The sequence below is a fragment of the Citrobacter enshiensis genome (genome assembly GCF_029338175.1).
Lineage (GTDB): Bacteria > Pseudomonadota > Gammaproteobacteria > Enterobacterales > Enterobacteriaceae > Citrobacter_D > Citrobacter_D enshiensis.
Genome location: NZ_CP119862.1, coordinates 2113430 through 2133758, shown reverse-complemented (window position 1 = coordinate 2133758; position 20329 = coordinate 2113430). Strand labels below are relative to the sequence as shown.

The following is a 20329-nucleotide window of genomic DNA, read 5'->3' as shown; positions in this document are numbered from 1 at the left end:
ACATACATTGCTTGAGGAAAAATCATGAATAAAGACCATCAATATAGTTTGGCAGACATTATTTCTTATATGAAAAAAATAGAATTACGGAACGATAATTTTTGTTTATATGGTGAATCAGATGATATTCTAAAATCAGATGGATGCTATTATATTGCGGATTATCCAGATGTTGATGATTATGACAATGAAATATACCCTCAAATAGTACGCTCTAAAGGGTTACATTATTTATATTCAGGTCAACAATTTGCAGATGTCATTGATTCAGTTGTTGAACAGAAACCACTAGCTTCACTAGATGAATTTGTGAACGCACTAAATTATTATTCGAAGAACGATAACTTTCTTGATTTTTAGTTTTATGAAAGGCCGGGAGACTTCAAGCTTTCACGGCCTTTTAATATTTAATCGTCTTTTGGTATACCCAGCCCCACTTTTGTACCATTAATTTCCTGTTTATTCTGATAAAATTTATCCCGTAACTACTTCATTGCTCTCTCCGAGCAGAACCAGACACTCTTCCGAGACCTTCACGGTAACGCCAGTTTAGGTATCAAATACCACTTCAGCCAGTCGACTTTAAGCTACAGACTGGGTATAGCACACCTATTTTATTCTTATCGTGGAAGGTTCTGAAATAGCTTATCTGATAATACCATTGAGTCATTTATTTTATATTTTGGCATTTAACCTTTTTATTAAGTAGCAAAAGAACCATTGTACAGACAGGTAATTTATCAGGGTGTGGCGGTAGTGCATGCACTCCAGGTTGCTCGCTCCTGATATTGTACATGCGTCAAATATTATGAGGTTATCGTATGATCGAGATAGAGAAATCATTGAGAAAATTTGTTAGCACCTGCAAAAAGCATGCTATTTCTGGGCGTTTCGGCGCTATTGACGACTTAGACAATTTATTCCCAGCTAACTTACCTCACTCTACTGAGATGGATTATTTCTACAAAAAATATAACCCCGAGAAACTAAAAATTGAAACTGGGTTTACGCCAATTAAAATTTACTCCGTCACTGAATTAGCAAAAGCTCAGAGTGGTTACACTTATTTTCCTGTAAATTACATTGTTATTGGAGATGATTATAGAGGCGGTAAACCAATAATTGCTATTGTAGATGGCGAACTCACCACCATCTACGCAAATTATGACGTTGGCGTACCATTGAAAATAGCTGATAGCTTCTCAAGCTTTATATTGTCATTAACAGAACTTATTGATTTGGTGTATGGTGATTATAACATTTTTGATATTGCCGATGACAATGACGAAGTAAATAAAGATTTTATAGATGAATTGAAGAAAAGGATTGTACCACTTATAGGAACTGAAAACTTCATTGCTTTTTATGATTATTTTTACGGGTAAGTTCCTCTTAAATTTTGCCACAATGCAAATGTGAAGTATGGATTACATGGATCCGCTTACAAGCGGGCTAGAAGGCAAGTTTGAAGGTCGATATCACTATGATGCGCTGGGCATACGTACCCTGAAAACACGTCATCACCACCCACGGTACCACCGAAACCCGCTTCCTCTGGCAGGGATACCGCCTGTTGCAGGAGCAGCACGAAGGTGGGCAATGCAGTACATACCTTTATGACCCGAACGAAGCCTGGAGTCCGCTGGCGCGAATCGACCATCTGCCGGACGACAGGCGTGGGGAGATTTACTGGTTCAGCACTGACCTGAACGGCGCACCGCTGGAAGTTACCGACCAGCATGGAAACGTGCGCTGGAGTGGTCATTACGGCAGTTTTGGCGAAGTACGGCATCAGACGGCAGGCTTCACCGGCGCGTTGCAGCACACCGCCCTCGCCCATCAGCCCCTGCGCTACGCCGGGCAGTATGCTGACAGCGAAACCGGACTTCACTATAATCTGTTCCGCTACTACGACCCGCAGGTCGGACGGTTTATTGTTCAGGATCCGATTGGGTTAAGCGGCGGGTGGAATCTTTATCAGTATGCGCCGAATCCGCTCAATTATATCGATCCATGGGGGTTAGCTGGAACCCGTCTTCCTCGAACAGGTGGTTATTGGGATGGTGTAGCTGGTGAGAGTAATTGGCATTCCAGTAATAAACTTGTAAATGCTGTTACCGGCAACAAACCTATAGCATTTTCAAATGGCAGACCTGATTTCTCACCTTGGTCGAAAGGATCGGTTATATTTCAGGAAGGTGTTTTGGATGGCAGTAGAAACGATTTTACGGAAGTATATAAATATATTTCTGAAAAGAAAGGCATAACTCCAAGTGCGGCGAAAAATATTTTATCAGAAAACAAAATTACCCCACATCATCTCAGTTCGACGGAAATCATTTTGGTGCAGTCAGACCTTCACGGAAATGTGCCACATATAGGCTCTGCATCAGACATGCGAAATTCAAGAGGAGGCGGTTCATGTTGAATAAAATTAAATTTCTTGGGGCAAGATTTTCTTCTATTGAGATAAATAAAAAAAACAAACTATTAGGTGATCTTGAAAAAATAACTGGCACATTACCAAATGACTATCGTGAATTCCTATTTCATTTTGGTAGTAATGTGCAATTTGATGCTATGGTGTCATTCAAAAGCATTGTGCCATCCCCATGGGCGGATAAAAAAGGGTTTGATGCGATTGAATACTTTTACGGATTGATTAATACAAATACAGGTTATACTGTTTTTGAAGCTATAAATACTTATAGGGATGATTTCAAAATGAAATTTATCCCAATTGGTTTCTCATCTGGAGGAAACCAGATATGTCTTTGTTTGGACGAGAAACAAAAAGGAAGTATCTGGTTTTGGGATCATGAGACTGACCCTACGTTTGATACGGAGAAAATTATTGTGGGGTTAACATTGATTGCATATGACTTCAAGAGCTTTATTGGAAAGCTTGCAATAAATGAAGATTCTTCGCCTTCAAAAGCTATAGGGGGTTATCTGGATTTTTAATATTAAAGTCATTGATATAATATATCTATCAACAATGTGTTTCGATATGTTGGGGATGATGTACATCTCGTAAGAATTCATTATCAATCAAACTAACAGTGACGGAGCACAGTACCGGTTTAATCGTACCCGCCAGTAGTATACACGGCGCCACGAAACCCGCTTCCTCTGGCAGGGATACCGCCTGTTGCAGGAGCAGCACGAAGGCGGACAGTGCAGCACATACCTTTATGACCCGAACGAAGCCTGGAGTCCGCTGGCGCGAATCGACCATCTGCGCGACGACAGGCGTGGGGAGATTTACTGGTTCAGCACTGACCTGAACGGCGCACCGCTGGAAGTCACCGACCAGCATGGAAACGTGTGCTGGAGCGGTCATTACGGCAGTTTTGGCGAAGGACGGCATCAGACGGCAGGCTTCAGCGGCGCGTTGCAGCACACCGCCCTCGCCCATCAGCCCCTGCGCTACGCCGGGCAGTTTGCTGACAGCGAAACCGGACTTCACTATAATCTGGTCCGCTACTACGATCCGCAGGTCGGACGGTTTATTGTTCAGGATCCGATAGGGTTAAACAGCGGGTGGAATCTCTATCAGTATGCGCCTAATCCATTAAGTCATATTGATCCTCTAGGTTTAAAAGGTGAGAAACCATCAAATTTACCTGATATGGATAAATGGCTTAACAAAGGAGGATCTGTATGGACAGAAATGGATGGCACATGGGTTTATAGAAATAAAGATGGTGCGGTTGTTCGCTACCCAAATGGTTATCCAGATTTTTCTCCTTATGCTATTCAGGAAACAAATGCCCCTGATTTGAAACGAAATCACGAAAAAATCCAGGCGGTGATTTTGGTAAGGCGGATGCTTTAGCACCGAATGGATCAGCAGATTATAGAAATAATACATGGCACCATCATCAAAATGGTACAACAATGCAAGAAGTTCCGAAAAGTATACATGGTGAATTTACGCATAAAGGCGGGATTTCTAATATAAAATGTGGAGGAGCGTAAAGCATGGCAATAGAAATTCATCATGGTATATCTAACTTAGATATTGGTAAGATATCCAATCTATATGGTATAATTTTTCCTGAGAGCTATATCAATTTTTTATCTAACTATAATGGATTGTTTATAGGTTCTAATTCTTACTGTACGATTCCTTGTTTAAAAGTTGATAATGGGGAGATAGAATTCCAGGAATTATATGGTATTGATACATCGAGTCCGTTGTTTGATTTGACCAAAGTTAATAATTTCAGAGATGAAATAGTTGCATTTGAAAACCCATTTATCATTGGCGCTGACCCTGGGGGTAATTTTTTCTTGTTCTCTGGCAATAAAAATGATAGTGCTATTTATTATTGGGACAGGACTCATATTCATTTTGGGGATGGTTTTGATTATCATGAAGTTAATGAGGAAGGGAATAGTTATATGACATTTGAAAATTTTTCCGATTTTTATGATGCAATAATGTCAAATGTAGGTGGCGATAACAATATAATTAAAGTGGCGTTTTAGAAAAACCTCTCATTAACGTACAAAAACCAGGAGAGTTTAATATATCTCCCAGCTTTTATTATTTAACATTCATTCAACACATTAAACATCCCGCCGCGCATTCCCTTAATAGCCTGTTTAGCCTGATAAAGTTACTTTCGCAACTCCTGTACTTCGTTACAATCCGCGAGCAGGATTAGGCTGCCTTCTGAGGTTTTTACGGTAACCGATCCCAATATCAAAATTGAATTTTGTCCCGCCTCTTGCAAAATCAATCCAACCTACACTCGCCAGAAGAAACGAGAAAAAAGGATGAGCACTGGATATATTTCAAGGCGTCCCAGTATCATCGCGACGCACATCAGGTACTTTGCCCCTTCGTTAAGGGTGCCGAATGTTGAAACGGTTTCACCAAATCCCAGTCCCATATTGTTAATACAGGCCGCAACGGTTGCAAATGAGGTTAATAAATCATAACCCATCATATTAAGTAGCCAGATGAAAAAAACGGTAAACAGAATATAGAGGAAAAAGAAACTCCAGACCGAGCGCATCACACGGTCAGTGACGACACTTCCGCCAATCTTAATACTTATCAAGGCTCTTGGATGGGCTAACTGATGCAATTCATGTCGGCTTTGCTTGAAGAGAATAAGAAATCTGAGCGCCTTAATACCACCGCACGTCGAACCAACACAGCCGCCAAAAAAACTCACTAACAGCAAAAAGATGATTGTATGCGTCGGCCAGTCCGCATAATCCAACGGCGCCAGACCATTATCCGTCATCATCGAACTTGCGAGGAAGAACGAATGCACAAGGCTTTCAGGGATGTTGTACATACCTGCATGCCAGACTTGCCATGCCGTAATCAGAATGACAATTAACGCGGTCAACAGAAAGAAATGCAACTCTGCGTTGCGAAGCAGAGGTTTGAGAGTGCGCCTGATAATGACCACGTACCACAGCGTAAAGTTGAACGCTGATAATAATGAAAACAGACCAGCAACAAACTCAATAGCATTGCTGTTATAAAATCCTATGCTCTCTGTGTGCGTTGAGAATCCCCCCAACGATACCGTCGACAACCCGTGACAAATGGCATCAAAAACCGGCATTCCTGCAATGACGTACGCAAGACTACATACGACCCCTAGCAGCAGATAGGTTAGCCAAAGCGTGCGAGAGGTATCAGCAAGCCGCGGTGTCAGTTTCTCTTCTTTAAATGGGCCAGGCATTTCTGATTGATACAGTTTTGAACCACCAATTCCCAGCAATGGCAGAACGGCGACTGCCAGCACGATGACCCCTAATCCGCCAATGAAATTAAGCTGGGCACGATAGTAAAGGTAGGATCGGGGTAACGCATTAACATCACCGATCACGGTCGCGCCGGTGGTTGTGATGCCAGAAACGCCTTCGAATAACGCGTCGGCGAAGGTTAAATGAAGCACGTCATCCAGCCATAAAGGAAACGCGCTGATCGTTGAAAACAAAAGCCAAAATAGGACGATAATGATAAATCCATCGCGCGTCCGCAGTTGAATACCTGTTCTTTTTGTTGCCATCCACGCAGCACCACCGAGGATGAAACATGCGATGAACGTTTCCAGAAAAACAAAAAAGCTCCTTTCCTTGTTAACTATTGCGATTATCATCGGCGGCAACATAGAAAAACTGTAAAGCCATACCAAAAAACCGCACATATGAGTAACAACTCGAAGCTGAGATGTATTCAGGGAATAGTAGGTTTTCAAACAACACCCCGGACTTAAAGCGAAGATTCGTCATTTTTATCGCGTTAGTATATCTCTTCTCGCGATGAATCACCTGCCTACGGCATCCCCATTCATACTTTGTGCCTACTTTGCAATCAGTTCACTTTCTGGATGCAGCAGATTTATCTGTCGCATTTATTGCACGGCAGTCGGCAAAGGTCTTTGTCACAGTATGATCGATTTTGAGTCAATACCGCGCATGAGTGCGATACAAGGCAATGCTTTGGTCAACGGATTAAGCCTGCCGATACCAGGATATTGGCGAGTTAGCGTATAAACAGGAAGATTTAAAAGTCCCAGAGACTACCGGGACTTTAAGGAGGAGTGTAGCGCCTTGCAGGACGACTTCATGCTTGTTGCGGGTATTCCCTTGTCACCAGGGGGAATCACCGCAAAAGGGTAAAAGGTGAATTAGTTGGTTGCTTTGCCAATCATAGCGCCGGCACCAGCACCCACTGCGGCACCCTGAACCATGCTACGACCCGTCATTGCAGCAGCCCCAGCGCCGACAGCAGCTCCGACGGCACCGCCTTTACGCGCAGACTTCCCCTCTTTACCGTGTTCAGTCATGGCGCCAACGCCCCCGCCGACGACGGCGCCTTTAACGGTAGAGCTAACGCTTTTGCCTGTCAGCGCGCCAACTGCGGCACCCGCAACTGCGCCACCTGAAGTTTTATCCATTGCCTGGGCTGAAAAAACAGGAACCATTGATAGAGCACAAACAACCAACAATGTGCCTTTAGCAAAATTTTTCATGTGTACATCTCATTTTTTAGAGCAATTAATCTTTCCAGTGAATTTTACTGACCCGAAAGCAAACCTCAAGTTAAAAGCGTTAACAACCTACAACAGTACCGCCAGTATCAGAATATTCACTATCAATTGCCGCCGGGTTGGTGGTCGCCACCTGGACTACTCGTTACCCCATTGGTTCAGAAACGTGGCTATATCATCAATACGCTGTCCGTCGATACCCGCTTCACTGGCCATCTCTTTCTGCGCCTCCTCACTGATTTCTTCATTATTCATTAAGCGTGTGATCAGCAACTGGAAATAGCGTGCCAGAGCGTCACGTTCTGATTCGCTTACCGGCTTTGCACATTCCGTCGAATACTCATCCACGATGTCATAATATTTAAGCGGTATTTCATTGTTCATAAATTGATCCTGGGGGTTTACGTTTATGTCAGTGGGTGTCTACGTTGTCTGACTTAGATAATGTCATTCTGTTGGGTTGCACACACGGCAAGCTTCAACATCATCCAAAAAGATCAACCCAGCAATAATCTGTGTTTTAGGCGCCATTATCTACTTATTTTCAAAATCAGTTTTGGCACCACATTAATAAATATTCAAATATCAGCAAATTAGCACCGTCCATCAGACGTTCGAAGTCATAGGCTACGGTCTTCGCGGCGATCGCGCCTGCCATACCTTTCACAATTACATCAGCCGCTTCGAACCATTGCATGTGACACAACATTAGTTAGAAAGACGAATACCAACCATTTGATATAGAGCACAATTCTACCAAGTTGCACTTGACTGACTGACAATTAAAACTTTCTTAACCAACTGATTTTCAATATGTTCTGAGGTGTTTTGATAACCACTTTTTGGTCAAAGTCGACAGCTAACACTAATCAGGAGTTCACTTCAACGATAGGGATTTTAAACTCCACGCAGAGTTAGTGCGTTACATAGCTATTCAGTGCGGGACTTTGCAGATATTGACAACAGTGAGCATAAATCCATAGTTTCTTCACTCCCTTCTCTTAGCAACTACACTTTAAAGTGCCAATTGATTCCGAGCTCTCAGCAGCTTGTGGCTTACGAGGATGCAATGATGAAAAGACTACTGTGTTTCTCTGTAGTAGCGGCTCTTATGGCACTTCCGATAGTGACCATGGCTGCAGCCACAGTTACGCCAGCCAAAGAATTAGCACCAGGAACGACACATCAGCAACAGATAGGTACTATCTCTGTCTGGGGAGATTCCTCTAATGATGTAGAGGATTTCATTAGTAAAGAAGCCACTCATAAAGGTGCGACAAGTTATAAAATAATTTCGGAGAGAACCTTTGGAGACCAGATATACGGAACTGCAATCCTCTACAAATAACCCTTATACGTTAACGGCTTCCTCTGAGGGGAGTCGTTAACGAGTGATGTGAGTGCTCTCCTCGACGAAGACCTCTGATTTCGCAATGCACTGATTTTGGACAGGGTCATCATACTCAGCTCATTTTGATAACCGTTTGAATCCTAATAATAAAAAAACGGGAACCAACTGGCTCCCGTTCTCACACAACCCAGAAACTGGATTACATGTTTTCGATGATCGCGTCACCAAACTCTGAACATTTCAGCAGTTTAGCGCCGTCCATCAGACGTTCGAAGTCATAGGTTACGGTCTTCGCGGCAATTGCGCCTTCCATACCTTTAACAATTAAATCAGCAGCTTCGAACCACTGCATGTGGCGCAGCAGTATTTGATTTAATCATTCATAATGCATTGTTTTTAATCGAAAAACTCATAATTTGCGTTTTCACCACACTCTTTTGACCATCACATAAGCCATTAATTAGATTAAACAAATTTTTTATTTTGATAACCACTTTTCTACATCAGCAATTACCTCTTTGTGAAAATGACAAATGCAAAAAGCTTTTATGCCCTCATCCCATTCCTATATTTCATTAAGTTAAGTGCTGCTCCCTAAGATTCATCTCCTGTTAACTCCAGAGTTGATGCAGTTCCCATGAAGTTATTTAAACCTCTCCAGTCCATCGTCGGGGAGCAAAAACAAGCGCCCTGATTGACGTTCTCGTCGAAGCCGCAGCCAACCGAAGATAATAAACGTCACTCTGGCTGTAACACAGTATTGATCTTTGAGAAAATTAAGTATCTGATAATACCTCAATCATTAATTACATCGCTTACCACATTTATAAATATGTTATATCTGAAATTTTGCTAATCTAAAAAAACAAACACAAGATTGTTTAAAAAAAGTATATTAATCCAATAAAATGTTTTTTTATGATTTAATCATCTGGCAACATACTCACATTTGGTTTAATTATGCAAAACAATGTATTTAACCAGAATTTAATTCCAGCCCCTTTGTTTTCATCTAAATTTCACTTTGTTATACTGCCATCCACTTCGGATGGTATTGTTTTTAATGATGACTCTCTTGTTATGAATTAGATAATGCTTAATGGAGACGAAGGTGAAATACATGAAAGAGCATCACCGGCAACCTCAGCAGAGTTCCTTCTTGGAAAAAAAGAATCACATCTTTCCATCAGGAAGCATGTCTGACGATGAGTTCTGGTGCCTGATTGAACTCACACCTATCCGCAGCGATAATATCATTAGGGCATTGCACGATTATTTTGTATTGAATCACCCTCGAATTCATTGTTGCAATGAACATGGTGTTAATAATGGCTACTTTGGGGCATGTATCGGCAGGTTTGAACATATCATTCAGGTTGTTAATACGCTATTTAATTATTATAAGATGTCAAAAAGGGAAATGCCCGAGTGACTTTCTGAAAAAATCATTAGGTATTTCAGGGCAATGCAGTGAGCTTTAACAGCATTTCCAGCTTGTAACAAGCGGAAGCGACGAAATCATTATACCTCCTGAATGCATGAGGTATGCGGATACTTTGTCAACTTTCTGCAACTGACATTAAATGGTTTATGTGTTTTTCAACGCTTATATATTTTTGAAGGTGAGAATATGTCAACACTGAAGAATACATTTTTTATCCCACCGCCTGACATCCCAACACAGGCCGGACCTGAAAATATCTTTTATGACTTTAATGATGGCGCCCGTGTGCTGCTTCCTGAAGGGAAATGGCACGTCCGTCTGCTGGATGCGGATTCAGAAAATATTCTTTTCTGCTGCGATGTGGATAAAGGCTGGGTGACCAGCAGCAAGAAATATTTTGTGCGTTTCCGCATTCAGGTGTTCTGTCAGGGTGAAGAGACGCCCCTGCTGGATGAAACCCTGAAATTAAAAGACCGGCCTGTGCTGATTTCATTCCCGACCGGTACGCTGGGCGATTTGCTCGGCTGGTTCCCTTATGCAGAACGATTCCAGGCCCTGCATAAGTGTCAGCTGGAATGCACGATGGCGCAGGACATTATCGACCTGCTGGCTCCTCAGTATCCACAGATACAGTTTTCCACGCCGGATAAGCCGCGCACGGTCGCGCCTTATGCCACCTATCGCGTTGGGCTCTATTTCGGTGGTGATACAGACAACCAGCCAGTGGATTTCCGCAAGGTCGGTTTCCACCGCTCTGCGGGCTACATTCTGGGCGTTGATCCGCGTGAAGCCCCCGTCCGGCTTGACCTGTCTGCGCCCCGGGTTATCCAGGAGCCTTATGTATGTATCGCCACACAGTCCACCTGTCAGGCGAAATACTGGAACAACGGCACCGGCTGGAGTGAGGTCATTGCTCACCTGAAATCACTGGGTTACCGGGTGCTGTGCATTGACCGGGACGCCCATTATGGCCAGGGCTTTGTCTGGAATCACATCCCCTGGGGAGCCGAAGACTTTACCGGCAAGCTTCCCCTGCAGGAGCGGGTCAACCTGCTGCGGCATGCCAGCTTCTTCATTGGTCTGTCAAGCGGCCTGTCATGGCTGGCATGGGCTACCCGTATTCCGGTGGTGCTGATAAGTGGCTTCAGTCTTCCCAACAGTGAGTTTTATACCCCGTGGCGGGTATTTAACTCCCATGGCTGTTATGGGTGCTGGGACGACACGTCACTCAATTTTGACCACCAGGATTTCCTGTGGTGCCCGAGACATAAAAACACTGACCGGCAATTTGAATGTACCCGACTGATAACCGGCGCCCAGGTTAATGGCGTTATAAATAAACTTCACTGCTCATTAACTGAGCAGGGTATTGAGGCCCCCCTGGAGAAAGGAGTAGGCAATGAATAAGGTTTATAACACTGTCTGGAATGAATCCAAAGGGATGTGGGTCGTTACCTCCGAACTGACCCGTAAAGGGGGCCTGCGCCCCCGGAAAATCAAGCGTACCGCGCTGGCAGGACTGATTGCCGGTCTGCTTCTGCCGTCACAGCCTGTACTGGCTGCAGCCTATGACAATCAGACGCTGGGGAAAGGAGGTACAATGTATCTGGGTGCAGGCGACACGGCAACAAACACGACCATTAACAATGGTGGGCAGCAGCATATCTCCAGCGGCGGCAGTGCCACGAGTACTACTATTAACGCGGCCGGGGCGCAGCATGTTTCCAACGGTGGCAGTGCCACAGACACCACCATTAAATATGGGAACCAGTACGTTTCCAGCGGGGGGAGCGCCACGAACACCAACATCAGCGGTTCGATAAGTAATCAAACGGTCTACATCGGTGGCAGTGCCACGAACACCGTTGTTAGCGCTTCTGGGAAGCAAACAGTCTACGGTAGTGCCACCAGTACCACCCTCAGCAACAACGGTACCCAGAATGTTTACAGCGGTGGTAGCGCCTCGGGCACCGTCATTAACACCACTGGCTACCAGTATGTCTTCAGTGGTGGTAGCGCCACTGATACAACCATTAATAATGGTGCTCAGTTTGTCTCCAGCGGCGGTAGCGCCACTGATACAACCATTAACAGTAGTGGGCGTCAGTATGTCTCCAGCGGTGGTAGTGCCACTGATACAACCATTAACAATGGTGGGCTTCAGTATGTCCTCAGCGGCGGTAGCGCCACTGATACAACCATTAACAGTAGTGGGCGTCAGAATGTCTCCAGCGGTGGTAGTGCCACAGATACAACCATTAATAATGGTGGGCTTCAGTATGTCCTCAGCGGCGGTAGCGCCTCGGGCACCACCATTAACGCCGGGACGCAGAATGTCTCCGGCGGCGCTAGAGCCACTGATACAACCATTAACGGTGGTGGGCATCAGTATGTCTACAGCAATGGTAGTGCCTCGGGCACCACCATTAACGTCGGGGAGCAGCATGTCTCCGGCGGCGCTAGAGCCACTGATACAACCATTAACGGTGGTGGGCATCAGTATGTCTACAGCAATGGTAGTGCCTCGGGCACCACCATTAACGTCGGGGAGCAGCATGTCTCCGGTAGCGCCACTGATACAACCATTAACAGTGGTGGGCTTCAGGAGGTCTTCTACACTGGTAGTGCCTCGGGCACCACCATTAACGCCGGGATGCAGTATGTCGCCGGTAGTGCCACTGATACAACCATTAACAGTGGTGGACTTCAGGCTGTAATTTCTGGCGGTAGAGCCACCAGTACTACGGTCCACAGTGGCGGTGTGCTGCAGGTGAGTGCCGGCGGTTCTGCCTCACTGGTTACACAGAACAGTGGGGGAGCAGTCGTCACCAATACCAGTGCAGTCCTGAGCGGTACCAACGATAAAGGCAGCTTCAGCATCGTTAGCGGCAATGCAGCCAATATGCTGCTGGAGAACGGCGGCTATCTGACGGTATTCAGCGGTCATGAAGCCAGCGATACAACCGTTGGCAGCAACGGGACGCTGTATATCCACAGCGGCGGTGTGCTCCATGACACCACCACCCTGACTGATAAAGGGACGCTAGTCGGTGATGTAGTCACAAATGAAGGAAACCTGTATTTCCTCAATAACAGTGATGCAACTTTTGCTGGCAGCCTGACGGGTACTGGTACCCTGACACAGGAAGGGGGAAGCACCCGCTTCAGCGGTCTGTTGTCTCAGGACGGTGGGATTACCCTTAAGAGTGGCGGTGCCATGACGATGGATGCCCTCACGGCGAAAGCTAATGTGACGACACAGTCAGGCACCCCCCTGACTCTGGATAACGGCACCACCCTGACGGGGAACATTGCCGGAGACAGCACTGGCGCGGGTGACGTGGCGGTTAAAGGTTCATCAGTCTGGCATCTCGACGGTGACTCGACTGTCGGTGCATTAACGATGGATAACGGTACCGTTGATTTCCGTCCGTCAACAACCACGCGTCTGACGCCAGCCTTCCAGGCGGTTTCGCTGACGCTCGGGAGCCTGTCGGGTAGCGGGACGTTCCGGATGAACACCGATATCGCGTCGCATACCGGCGATATGCTGAAAGTTGCCGGTAATGCCAGCGGTAATTTTGTGCTGGATATCAAAAACACCGGCCGGGAGCCAGTATCCGCGGGTGCACCACTTCAGGTTGTGCAGACCGGTGGCGGTGATGCCGCGTTTACCCTGAACGGCGGAAAAGTAGATGCCGGGACCTGGGAATACGTCCTGAGTAAGGAAAATACTAACTGGTATCTGAAGGCTGACACCTCACCTCCGGTTACTCCGCCAACTAATCCGGATACAGGTAACCCGGATACAGGTAAACCGGATACAGGTACCCCGGATGCAGGTAAACCGGATACAGGTAAACCGGATACAGGTAACCCTGATACAGGTACCCCGGATACAGGTAAACCGGATACAGGTAAACCGGATACAGGTACCCCGGATGCAGGTAAACCGGATACAGGTACCCCGGATGCAGGTAACCCGGATACAGGTAACCCGGATACAGGTACCCCGGATGCAGGTAAACCGGATACAGGTACCCCGGATGCAGGTAACCCGGATGCAGGTACCCCGTCTCCGGTGCGTCGCACGACAAAATCTGCCGACGCGGTACTGGGCATGGCAACAGCACCGGCATACGTCTTTAACAGCGAACTGCAGAATCTGCGTTTCCGTCACGGCGATTTCATGCAGAGCACCCGTTCGCCAGGAGGTGTATGGGGCCGTTATACCGGGTCTGATAATCGCATCAGTGGCGGAGCGAGCTCGGGTTACTCCCTGACCCAGAATGGTTTCGAAACTGGTGGTGACAAGGGTCTTTGATCTGGGTGAAAGCCGTTTAGCTGTGGGTGCATTCGTCTCTTACACCGACAACAGCATTAGCCATAACCGGGGTGGAGACAGTACGATCGGCAGTACCGGCGGCGGTCTCTATGCCACATGGTCAGATAATGACGGCTACTACGTAGACGGTGTGCTGAAATACAACCGCTTCAGCAATGAGCTGCGCACCCGGATGAGTGACGGTACGGCAGTTAAAGGCGATTACAGCCAGAACGGTTTCGGCGGCAGTCTCGAAGCGGGCAAGACCTTCAGTCTGAATGACAACGTATGGACTCAGCCATACGTCCGGACAACGGCGTTCCGCGCAGATGCGAAGGATATCAGCCTGAATAACGGCATGAAAGCCAGCCTGGGGGCGACGAAGTCCCTGCAGGCCGAGGCCGGGGTGAACCTGGGTATGAACCTTGACGTTGCCGGTAAGACAGTCAAACCGTACCTCAAGGCGGCAGTCAGCCATGAGTTTTCGGACAGCAACAAGGTGCGGATCAATAACCGCTATGACTTTAACAACGATATCTCAGGCACGACGGGTAAATACGGTGCCGGGGTAAGTGCCCAGTTGACACCGAATGCAGAGGTGTGGGCTGAGGCAAACTACCAGAAAGGAGGGAATATCGAGTCTCCGGTGACCGGTAGCGTCGGTTTCCGCATCAACTTCTAACCTGGGATGGAAACGACAGCCATATCTGTGGCTGTCTCCCCTTTAGTTGAACATTCACGCAATGAGCGGTGCAGGTTAGGCGCCGCTCTTTTTTCCAGAAGAATGAAGCATGGCGAAATGAATGGTCGTTCACTTTAAATTTGAGTGAACACTTCCATGAAACGCTGGCCCAGACTTACTGGGACACGCATATACTGGATTTGTGATCTGTCGATCTCACATTGTCTTTTGATGTGCCAGTTCGTAGTTACCCCGCCCGAAGAGACGTACAGCGCAGTACATCATCAGACGCCGCCAGGCAGGTACTTTAAGTACCTTCATCGCATCCAGAAATATCCTGTCTGCTTCTTTCTTCGTGCTCAACGCATTGTCATACAGCCAGTCGTGAATAATTGCCGCTTTCGCATAACGACCATGTGGCGGGAACACTGACCAGAGAAGGCGCGGTACGCTGGCCAGCGTCGGTAACGTATCCTGCGGGGACAAGTATCACATCATCCGGGCTGTCCGTCAGCCAGAATTCCAAACGCTCAACCAGACGCCAGCGATAATCATCGAGCATTTCCAGCACGGCAGGGGTCGTAAATTTACTCACTTTCCACCTCCGGCCATCCCACCGGGTATGTACTGCAGCACAGCAACCTCTTCCTTCATCTGTCGCTGGCGTTCGTGGATCCGAAACCCCTCAACGACCATCGCCTGCGTCATTGCCCCCGCAAGCTGTACAAGCTCTTCAGTCGTTAACTCAACATCATGGTTGTCTGCATCCGTCCAGAAAAAACCGGGAGGCAACGTGCCTGCCTGTGCTGCCGCAATAACCGGAGACAAACGGGATTGAGACGCTTTGCCGCCGTCCCACGCATGCCCATTAAATTCAAAAATGACACTGCCGTTCTCCTGCTTATCACGCCAGGCATTAATCTCCTGCTTTTTAACCTCTCTGGCAGTGGCTAACATATCCAGCGTTACCGTAAATGGGCTGATTTCACCGAACTCGCCACGCATCAGGGATATCCATACTGCACGCCCCGTTGCGGCTGAATCATTCTCCACTGCGCGATAAGGTATATAACCGGATGCCCCTTCAAACATCACTTCACAGGAAACAGAACCATCTTCCAGGTATTTCATCGCCTTTATGTCGATTATTTTCATTATTCTGTCCTCATCACCAGGCAAACCCACCAGGCATTAGCCTTATTCCCACAATTCAGGCCCTGACTGGAGCCATTCAGAATAAAATAGGATCCCGGCAATAACCCATACATCATCGATACGTTGTAAACCGATGCCGCTGCACACGGGTTGCCGTTGTTCTCGAACATAAGCGAGACATGCCGTAACTTTTCTCCTGAAATCCTGTCCCCGCGCTTATGTGAGGCAAGATCAGCCACAGATATCGCGGCAAGTGTGACGCCATCAATACCCGGGCTCCCCCAGAAATCCGCAGAACGTAATGCGCTCGCCCGGAGCCCCCCCCAGCCAGCCAGACTGAATACCCCGCCACTTTTGCTCAGCATATTGGTGAAGATTTCACCTTTATTGCTCATAAAGATAATGAGTTTTCTGGCGCTGGATTGCGTAAAACTGGACGCAGATTCCGGAATGATTATTTCAACCATGCCTGATAAGCGAATCTTCGAATCTATGATCGGAATGCTGTCATTTGAAGCAAAAATGAGATCATCCACGCAGTACCGACCGGGCGGTGTACTGACAACCCAGGAAATAAACTCGGCAGGGCCATCTGGTCCTCTGAAAACCACTCTCTCATTAAAGCTAAAATAGCTCCCGTATCCCAGAGCCCCCGGGATCGCCACCACCCCTTCCGTACGGTCATGAATATTGCTCTGGATATTCCTCACTGCCGAGGAGCCCAGTTCAAGTATTCCGCGCATCTCCGCGGATTCAGTCTGTCCTAACCACGCGCGCGCTTTCTCCGTCAGAGGCGTTACCGAGAATGTGTTCTCGCCACTGAAATACGCCAGCATATCCTCAGAGGTATCCAGAGCGCTTAATGCGGTGAGCTTTTCGTTTAACGGCTGTTTCCCGGCAAGCGATTCATTTCAGTCTCCGTGTTTCATCCATGACCTCTTTCACCGCTTTGGGGGTGGCAGCTTCACGCTCACTGTCGCTGTCGGTTGCGTTACTGAGTCGGACAACGCCTTTTCTGGTAAGACTGATCTACCGCAGAGGCTATGTCTTCTGCGCGTTCTGCGGCTGATTCAGCCCGGATAGCGAGGGCTTCTGAGGCTTGTTTATTCCGGTCAGCCGCCACAGCACTTGCCGCTGCTTCCTCCGCTTTCTGCGTCGCAACTGAAGCATGAAGCGCCGCTTCCGCAACGTGTTGTTTAACCTCATTTGCTGAACTGGCTGCCTGAACAGAAAACGCTTCAGCCCTTATTGCAGATTGTTCAGCACCATCAGCAGACAATGCGGCATTCGCCTCTGACCTGGCAGCCTCTGTTTCCGACTGCTTCGCTGCCTGTGCCGCTGACTTTGCTTCCTGCTCATGGTTCGACGCGTCTTCGGCTTTGTCGGTTGCCACTCTGGCAGACTCCGCGGCGCTGGCTTCGGCCTGTGATGCTGACAGTGCGCTGGCTGCTGCGTTGCTCTCATGCTTTCCTGCCAGTTCTGCACTGGCAGCAGCAGCGAATTCAGCAGACTGGGCGCTTTTTGCACTTTCAGACGCCACCCCGGCGTCTGATGCCGCACTGTCAGCACTTTCTGATGCCGCCTGTGCTGACGCTGCGGCTTTTTCCGCCGAAGCTTCAGCCCGTTGCGCGGCCCCTTCTGCTGATTCTGCATTTTTTTCCGACCTGGCGGCAGAATCTGCAGCCTCTCTGGCGGCTTCCGTTGCAAGTGTCGCATTATTCTCAACTTCAGCAGCCTGTCGGGAGACCTCTTCCACCATTTGTTCAAAACGGCGGAGTGCCTCAGGACGCACATCATCCTCAGAAGGCGCGCCAAGAAAATCATTGAGCGTTCCGGGCTTAGAGTCCTCATAGACCGTTATCATACCTGCATGAGCAGGAGGATAACCCTCGACAAGCAGAGTCACATAGTACTGGCCATATTCAACACTCATACCATAACGTCCAGCCTCATCCGGATTTTCCGAGGCGACTGTATTCACGACCACCGTGGTGCTGTTCCGTTTCGCTTTCAGTTGAATAGTGCAGTTCTGTATCGGTTTTCCCGTGCCATCTTTAAGCACACCAGAAATCTGTACTGGCATAATGACTCCATAAAAAAACCCCGACAGTGCGGGGCAAATAACTGAACTGATATCCTTCCCCTCGCTGAAGAACGGGAAGGATGCAAGGACACACTCAGGCAAGAGTGATACCTGCGGATGATTTTTTAACCACCATGACAACCAGGTCGCTTATCTAGGCTGAAGGGTTCCATTTATTACTGCTTCTGGAAGAAACCGAAAATGTCATCGTGACATGCCCCCTTCCGGCGGGCATATCAATCACCCCGGAGTAAGTCGACGTTTTGTCCGTCACACTGTCATTAAATATCTGCACACCATTTTTACGGATATCCAGGGTACAGGTCGTCGACCAGGAGCCGTCCGCACCATCACTGATATTGTATGTACGGCTGGCACCGCGGAACATAACAGGTGGAATGATGATCTGCCTGTCAAACGCCTGATCATCAAATACTGTCAGGGTCAGGGTTCCTGACGGCCATCCGTTGTAATGGTGTTGCGGATCCACGCCTGCACGCGGAAAACTTTTTGCAACAGCTTTAACAATATCCCCGTCAATCTGATTCGCTGAAAGTTTTCCAAGGATCCGGCAGTTCTGATTGTTCGTGATATTGTCCAGCGTACCGGAGCTGGCATTAATATTGCCGCTGATATCCGCATTTTTAGCTGTCAGCTTTCCATCCGCTGTCAGTGAGAATGCTGGCGGGTACGCCATCGGCTAATTACCTCCTGCTCCGGATCGGCTTCGCTGTTTCCGTTGACGAAGTTCACCGCATCCAGAAAACGGGCGTAAACCTTACGCCGGACCACCGTTCCGCCGACCAGACTCTGCAAATCCTCCACCATACCGGTGACCATGCCGTACAGGTTAGAGACCGTCAGCGTGGGACGCGTACTGGTGCCTTTGCCATTCAGTTCAAAACCACTCCCCTGAATGGGATACGCCTGATACTGCCGCCCCTGCCAGGTGACTGGTTCACCTTTTTCATTCTGCTCATTACAGAAAAAATAGCGTTCACCACCGACCTCTGTCAGGTCAATTTCCCAGAACACCACGCTGGCCGACTGCTCCGCACGGGTGCATTCATTCAGTGTTTCCTGCCGGATAACTGAGCGGTGCAACCGCATACACCAACATCAGCAACCAGGCCAGCCACGACACCAGCGGTTTATGTGTGGCGTCTTTTCTGCGGTAAAAAAAAAGCGTCAGCACGATGACCGTGCATAACGCCACATTCAGCAGTCCTGGAATATTACCTGCCATTACCACCTCCCCACAGGCGGGAAAACAACCCCGATATCAACGAACCGATATCTTGTTGATGGATAAACGACAGAATTTTTACTGACACCACAGATACCAGTACCGCACACAATGCTTCAGCAGAGGCTCCGTTATAACCTGTTTTAGTTGCAAGATATGACGCCAGCGCCTTTGCCCCCAGCACACCAATGATGAATGACACCAGAAAATGAGCCGCCACCCGCCAGGCAGACAGTGCCTGTGGCATCGTGGCCACAAACAGTGCCCGGCAAATGCGCCAAACACTATCCCGAAATCCGTATTGGTAAACAGACCGAATGCCGTCGCCCCTCCGAGCGCCGCAGCCGTGCCCGTCCCGGATAAGGGTTCAGACATGATTTTCTCCTGTAAATAAAAAGGGCCGCCTGTGGCCCACTGATAACACCCACTCAAAGGCGCCTGCAGTCACCTTTGAGTAGGGATTATCTAGTGGTTATTAATGCGTATGTCAGGTGAAACGCGGAGGAATAAGGCTTACCGGTAATTCAGGTTAATATTTGCATTTAAACCAGAAAATTTAATTTATATACTCTTGTTACTTCCCGAGGCGGGAAGTTAAAAGAGAGGAAATTCTTTAAGTATCACGGACCTTGTCCCGCGGCTTCTAATCCGACAGCCGCGCTCTTTTTTGTACTCGTTTTCATCGTAGTTATTCTCGGACTTTGTCCCGCGGCCAGTTTCATTTGGTCGTGCCTTTTTTTATCCTGGAAAAAGCAGCAGACAGAAACGACAAAACCCGCACGATGGCGGGTTCTGACAAACATACACTACATTAATATCTACATAATAAATTCGGATGGACCATCCCCGAAGGATTTCCCTATGCTCGCCTCAGCCACTCTTTCGGAAATGGCCCATTCGAATTCTATACAATTAAACTTAGTTGCAAGATATGACATTAGTTCTCCATATCCCCAGGGATTGGAGCAACTTACTCTCAGAATAAAGTGGCAAGTGCTATCATGAATACTCCCGTAAAA

16 protein-coding genes and 11 pseudogenes are annotated in these 20329 nt (G+C 47.6%); 12 read left to right on the top strand and 15 right to left on the bottom strand.

The genetic code is table 11. The annotated features are described in order from the left end of the window. Window positions 1–24 precede the first annotated feature (24 nt). The 7 genes and pseudogenes from P2W74_RS10410 to P2W74_RS10385 all read left to right on the top strand — a co-directional run bounded on the left by P2W74_RS10410 (window position 25) and on the right by P2W74_RS10385 (window position 4494). Window positions 25–360 (top strand): DUF7716 domain-containing protein, encoded by a 336-nt coding sequence (locus tag P2W74_RS10410; RefSeq protein ID WP_276294867.1) that lies wholly within the window; start codon window positions 25–27, stop codon window positions 358–360. Between the two features lie 461 nt (window positions 361–821). Then, window positions 822–1385, top strand: coding sequence for a hypothetical protein (locus tag P2W74_RS10405; protein ID WP_276294866.1), 564 nt, complete (start codon window positions 822–824; stop codon window positions 1383–1385). 61 nt (window positions 1386–1446) lie between these two features. After that, a pseudogene (locus tag P2W74_RS10400) lies at window positions 1447–2428 on the top strand (RHS repeat-associated core domain-containing protein); the annotation flags it as partial. Beyond that, a complete protein-coding gene (locus P2W74_RS10395) occupies window positions 2422–2964 on the top strand; it encodes an SMI1/KNR4 family protein (protein WP_276294865.1) in 543 nt (180 codons plus the stop codon). The pseudogene P2W74_RS10400 and the gene P2W74_RS10395, both read left to right, overlap by 7 nt. A gap of 148 nt (window positions 2965–3112) precedes the next feature. Next, window positions 3113–3601 (top strand): annotated as a pseudogene (locus P2W74_RS10390) (RHS repeat-associated core domain-containing protein); the annotation flags it as partial. Between the two features lie 299 nt (window positions 3602–3900). After that, on the top strand, window positions 3901–3981 hold the full coding sequence (locus P2W74_RS23575) for a hypothetical protein (protein WP_412767240.1): 81 nt from the start codon (window positions 3901–3903) through the stop codon (window positions 3979–3981). A gap of 3 nt (window positions 3982–3984) precedes the next feature. Beyond that, window positions 3985–4494: an SMI1/KNR4 family protein gene (locus tag P2W74_RS10385; RefSeq protein WP_276294864.1), complete on the top strand. Its 510-nt coding sequence runs from the start codon at window positions 3985–3987 to the stop codon at window positions 4492–4494. 62 nt (window positions 4495–4556) lie between these two features. On the opposite strand, the pseudogene P2W74_RS23570 reads toward P2W74_RS10385, so the two are convergent. From P2W74_RS23570 to P2W74_RS10365, 5 genes and pseudogenes are all read right to left on the bottom strand, one after another. Beyond that, window positions 4557–4748 (bottom strand): annotated as a pseudogene (locus P2W74_RS23570) (SymE family type I addiction module toxin). Window positions 4749–4754: 6 nt separating this feature from the next. Continuing rightward, window positions 4755–6212 carry a TrkH family potassium uptake protein gene (locus tag P2W74_RS10380; protein ID WP_276295169.1) on the bottom strand — a complete coding sequence of 486 codons (1458 nt, stop codon included), beginning with the start codon at window positions 6210–6212 and terminating at the stop codon, window positions 4755–4757. Between the two features lie 450 nt (window positions 6213–6662). Further along, window positions 6663–6959, bottom strand: a complete 297-nt coding sequence (locus tag P2W74_RS10375; protein WP_276295168.1) for a glycine zipper family protein — start codon at window positions 6957–6959, stop codon at window positions 6663–6665. Window positions 6960–7163: 204 nt separating this feature from the next. Further along, window positions 7164–7409 carry a YmjA family protein gene (locus tag P2W74_RS10370; RefSeq protein WP_276294863.1) on the bottom strand — a complete coding sequence of 82 codons (246 nt, stop codon included), beginning with the start codon at window positions 7407–7409 and terminating at the stop codon, window positions 7164–7166. 166 nt (window positions 7410–7575) lie between these two features. Beyond that, window positions 7576–7737: pseudogene (locus P2W74_RS10365) on the bottom strand (hypothetical protein); the annotation flags it as partial. A 357-nt stretch (window positions 7738–8094) separates the two neighbouring features. Between P2W74_RS10365 and P2W74_RS10360 the strand changes: the two are divergent. Next, complete coding sequence (locus P2W74_RS10360; protein ID WP_276294862.1) at window positions 8095–8373, top strand: YdgH/BhsA/McbA family protein; 279 nt, start codon at window positions 8095–8097, stop codon at window positions 8371–8373. Between the two features lie 202 nt (window positions 8374–8575). On the opposite strand, the pseudogene P2W74_RS10355 reads toward P2W74_RS10360, so the two are convergent. Beyond that, window positions 8576–8746, bottom strand: a pseudogene (locus tag P2W74_RS10355) (NADP-dependent isocitrate dehydrogenase); the annotation flags it as partial. A gap of 750 nt (window positions 8747–9496) precedes the next feature. Here P2W74_RS10355 and P2W74_RS10350 point away from each other — a divergent pair. From P2W74_RS10350 to P2W74_RS23565, 4 genes are all read left to right on the top strand, one after another. After that, entirely contained in the window at window positions 9497–9808 is a 312-nt protein-coding gene (locus P2W74_RS10350; RefSeq protein ID WP_276294861.1) for a PapB/FocB family fimbrial expression transcriptional regulator, read from the top strand. 198 nt (window positions 9809–10006) lie between these two features. Further along, entirely contained in the window at window positions 10007–11227 is a 1221-nt protein-coding gene (locus tag P2W74_RS10345) for an autotransporter strand-loop-strand O-heptosyltransferase (RefSeq protein ID WP_276294860.1), read from the top strand. Continuing rightward, complete coding sequence (locus P2W74_RS10340) at window positions 11220–14144, top strand: AIDA repeat-containing protein (protein WP_412767226.1); 2925 nt, start codon at window positions 11220–11222, stop codon at window positions 14142–14144. The genes P2W74_RS10345 and P2W74_RS10340 overlap by 8 nt, the downstream gene beginning before the upstream one ends. Further along, complete coding sequence (locus tag P2W74_RS23565; RefSeq protein ID WP_412767225.1) at window positions 14110–14826, top strand: autotransporter outer membrane beta-barrel domain-containing protein; 717 nt, start codon at window positions 14110–14112, stop codon at window positions 14824–14826. Before P2W74_RS10340 ends, P2W74_RS23565 begins: the two co-directional genes overlap by 35 nt. Window positions 14827–15042: 216 nt before the next feature. Here the strand turns inward: P2W74_RS23565 and P2W74_RS10335 are convergent. The 9 genes and pseudogenes from P2W74_RS10335 to P2W74_RS10295 form a co-directional block, all read right to left on the bottom strand. Next, window positions 15043–15421: pseudogene (locus P2W74_RS10335) on the bottom strand (DUF1353 domain-containing protein). Then, window positions 15418–15981, bottom strand: coding sequence for a DUF4376 domain-containing protein (locus P2W74_RS10330; RefSeq protein WP_276294859.1), 564 nt, complete (start codon window positions 15979–15981; stop codon window positions 15418–15420). Before P2W74_RS10330 ends, P2W74_RS10335 begins: the two are co-directional and overlap by 4 nt. After that, window positions 15981–16817, bottom strand: a complete 837-nt coding sequence (locus P2W74_RS10325; protein ID WP_276294858.1) for a hypothetical protein — start codon at window positions 16815–16817, stop codon at window positions 15981–15983. The genes P2W74_RS10330 and P2W74_RS10325 overlap by 1 nt, the downstream gene beginning before the upstream one ends. 82 nt (window positions 16818–16899) lie before the next feature. Next, window positions 16900–17010, bottom strand: a pseudogene (locus P2W74_RS10320) (phage tail protein); the annotation flags it as partial. After that, window positions 16973–18064: a prophage tail fiber N-terminal domain-containing protein gene (locus tag P2W74_RS10315; protein ID WP_276294857.1), complete on the bottom strand. Its 1092-nt coding sequence runs from the start codon at window positions 18062–18064 to the stop codon at window positions 16973–16975. The pseudogene P2W74_RS10320 and the gene P2W74_RS10315, both read right to left, overlap by 38 nt. 154 nt (window positions 18065–18218) lie before the next feature. Beyond that, a pseudogene (locus P2W74_RS10310) lies at window positions 18219–18752 on the bottom strand (phage tail tip domain-containing protein); the annotation flags it as partial. Then, window positions 18740–19174: pseudogene (locus P2W74_RS10305) on the bottom strand (phage minor tail protein L); the annotation flags it as partial. The pseudogenes P2W74_RS10305 and P2W74_RS10310, both read right to left, overlap by 13 nt. Then, window positions 19143–19310: pseudogene (locus P2W74_RS10300) on the bottom strand (phage holin family protein); the annotation flags it as partial. The pseudogenes P2W74_RS10300 and P2W74_RS10305, both read right to left, overlap by 32 nt. Beyond that, window positions 19300–19685: pseudogene (locus P2W74_RS10295) on the bottom strand (putative holin). The pseudogenes P2W74_RS10295 and P2W74_RS10300, both read right to left, overlap by 11 nt. Window positions 19686–20329 lie beyond the last annotated feature (644 nt).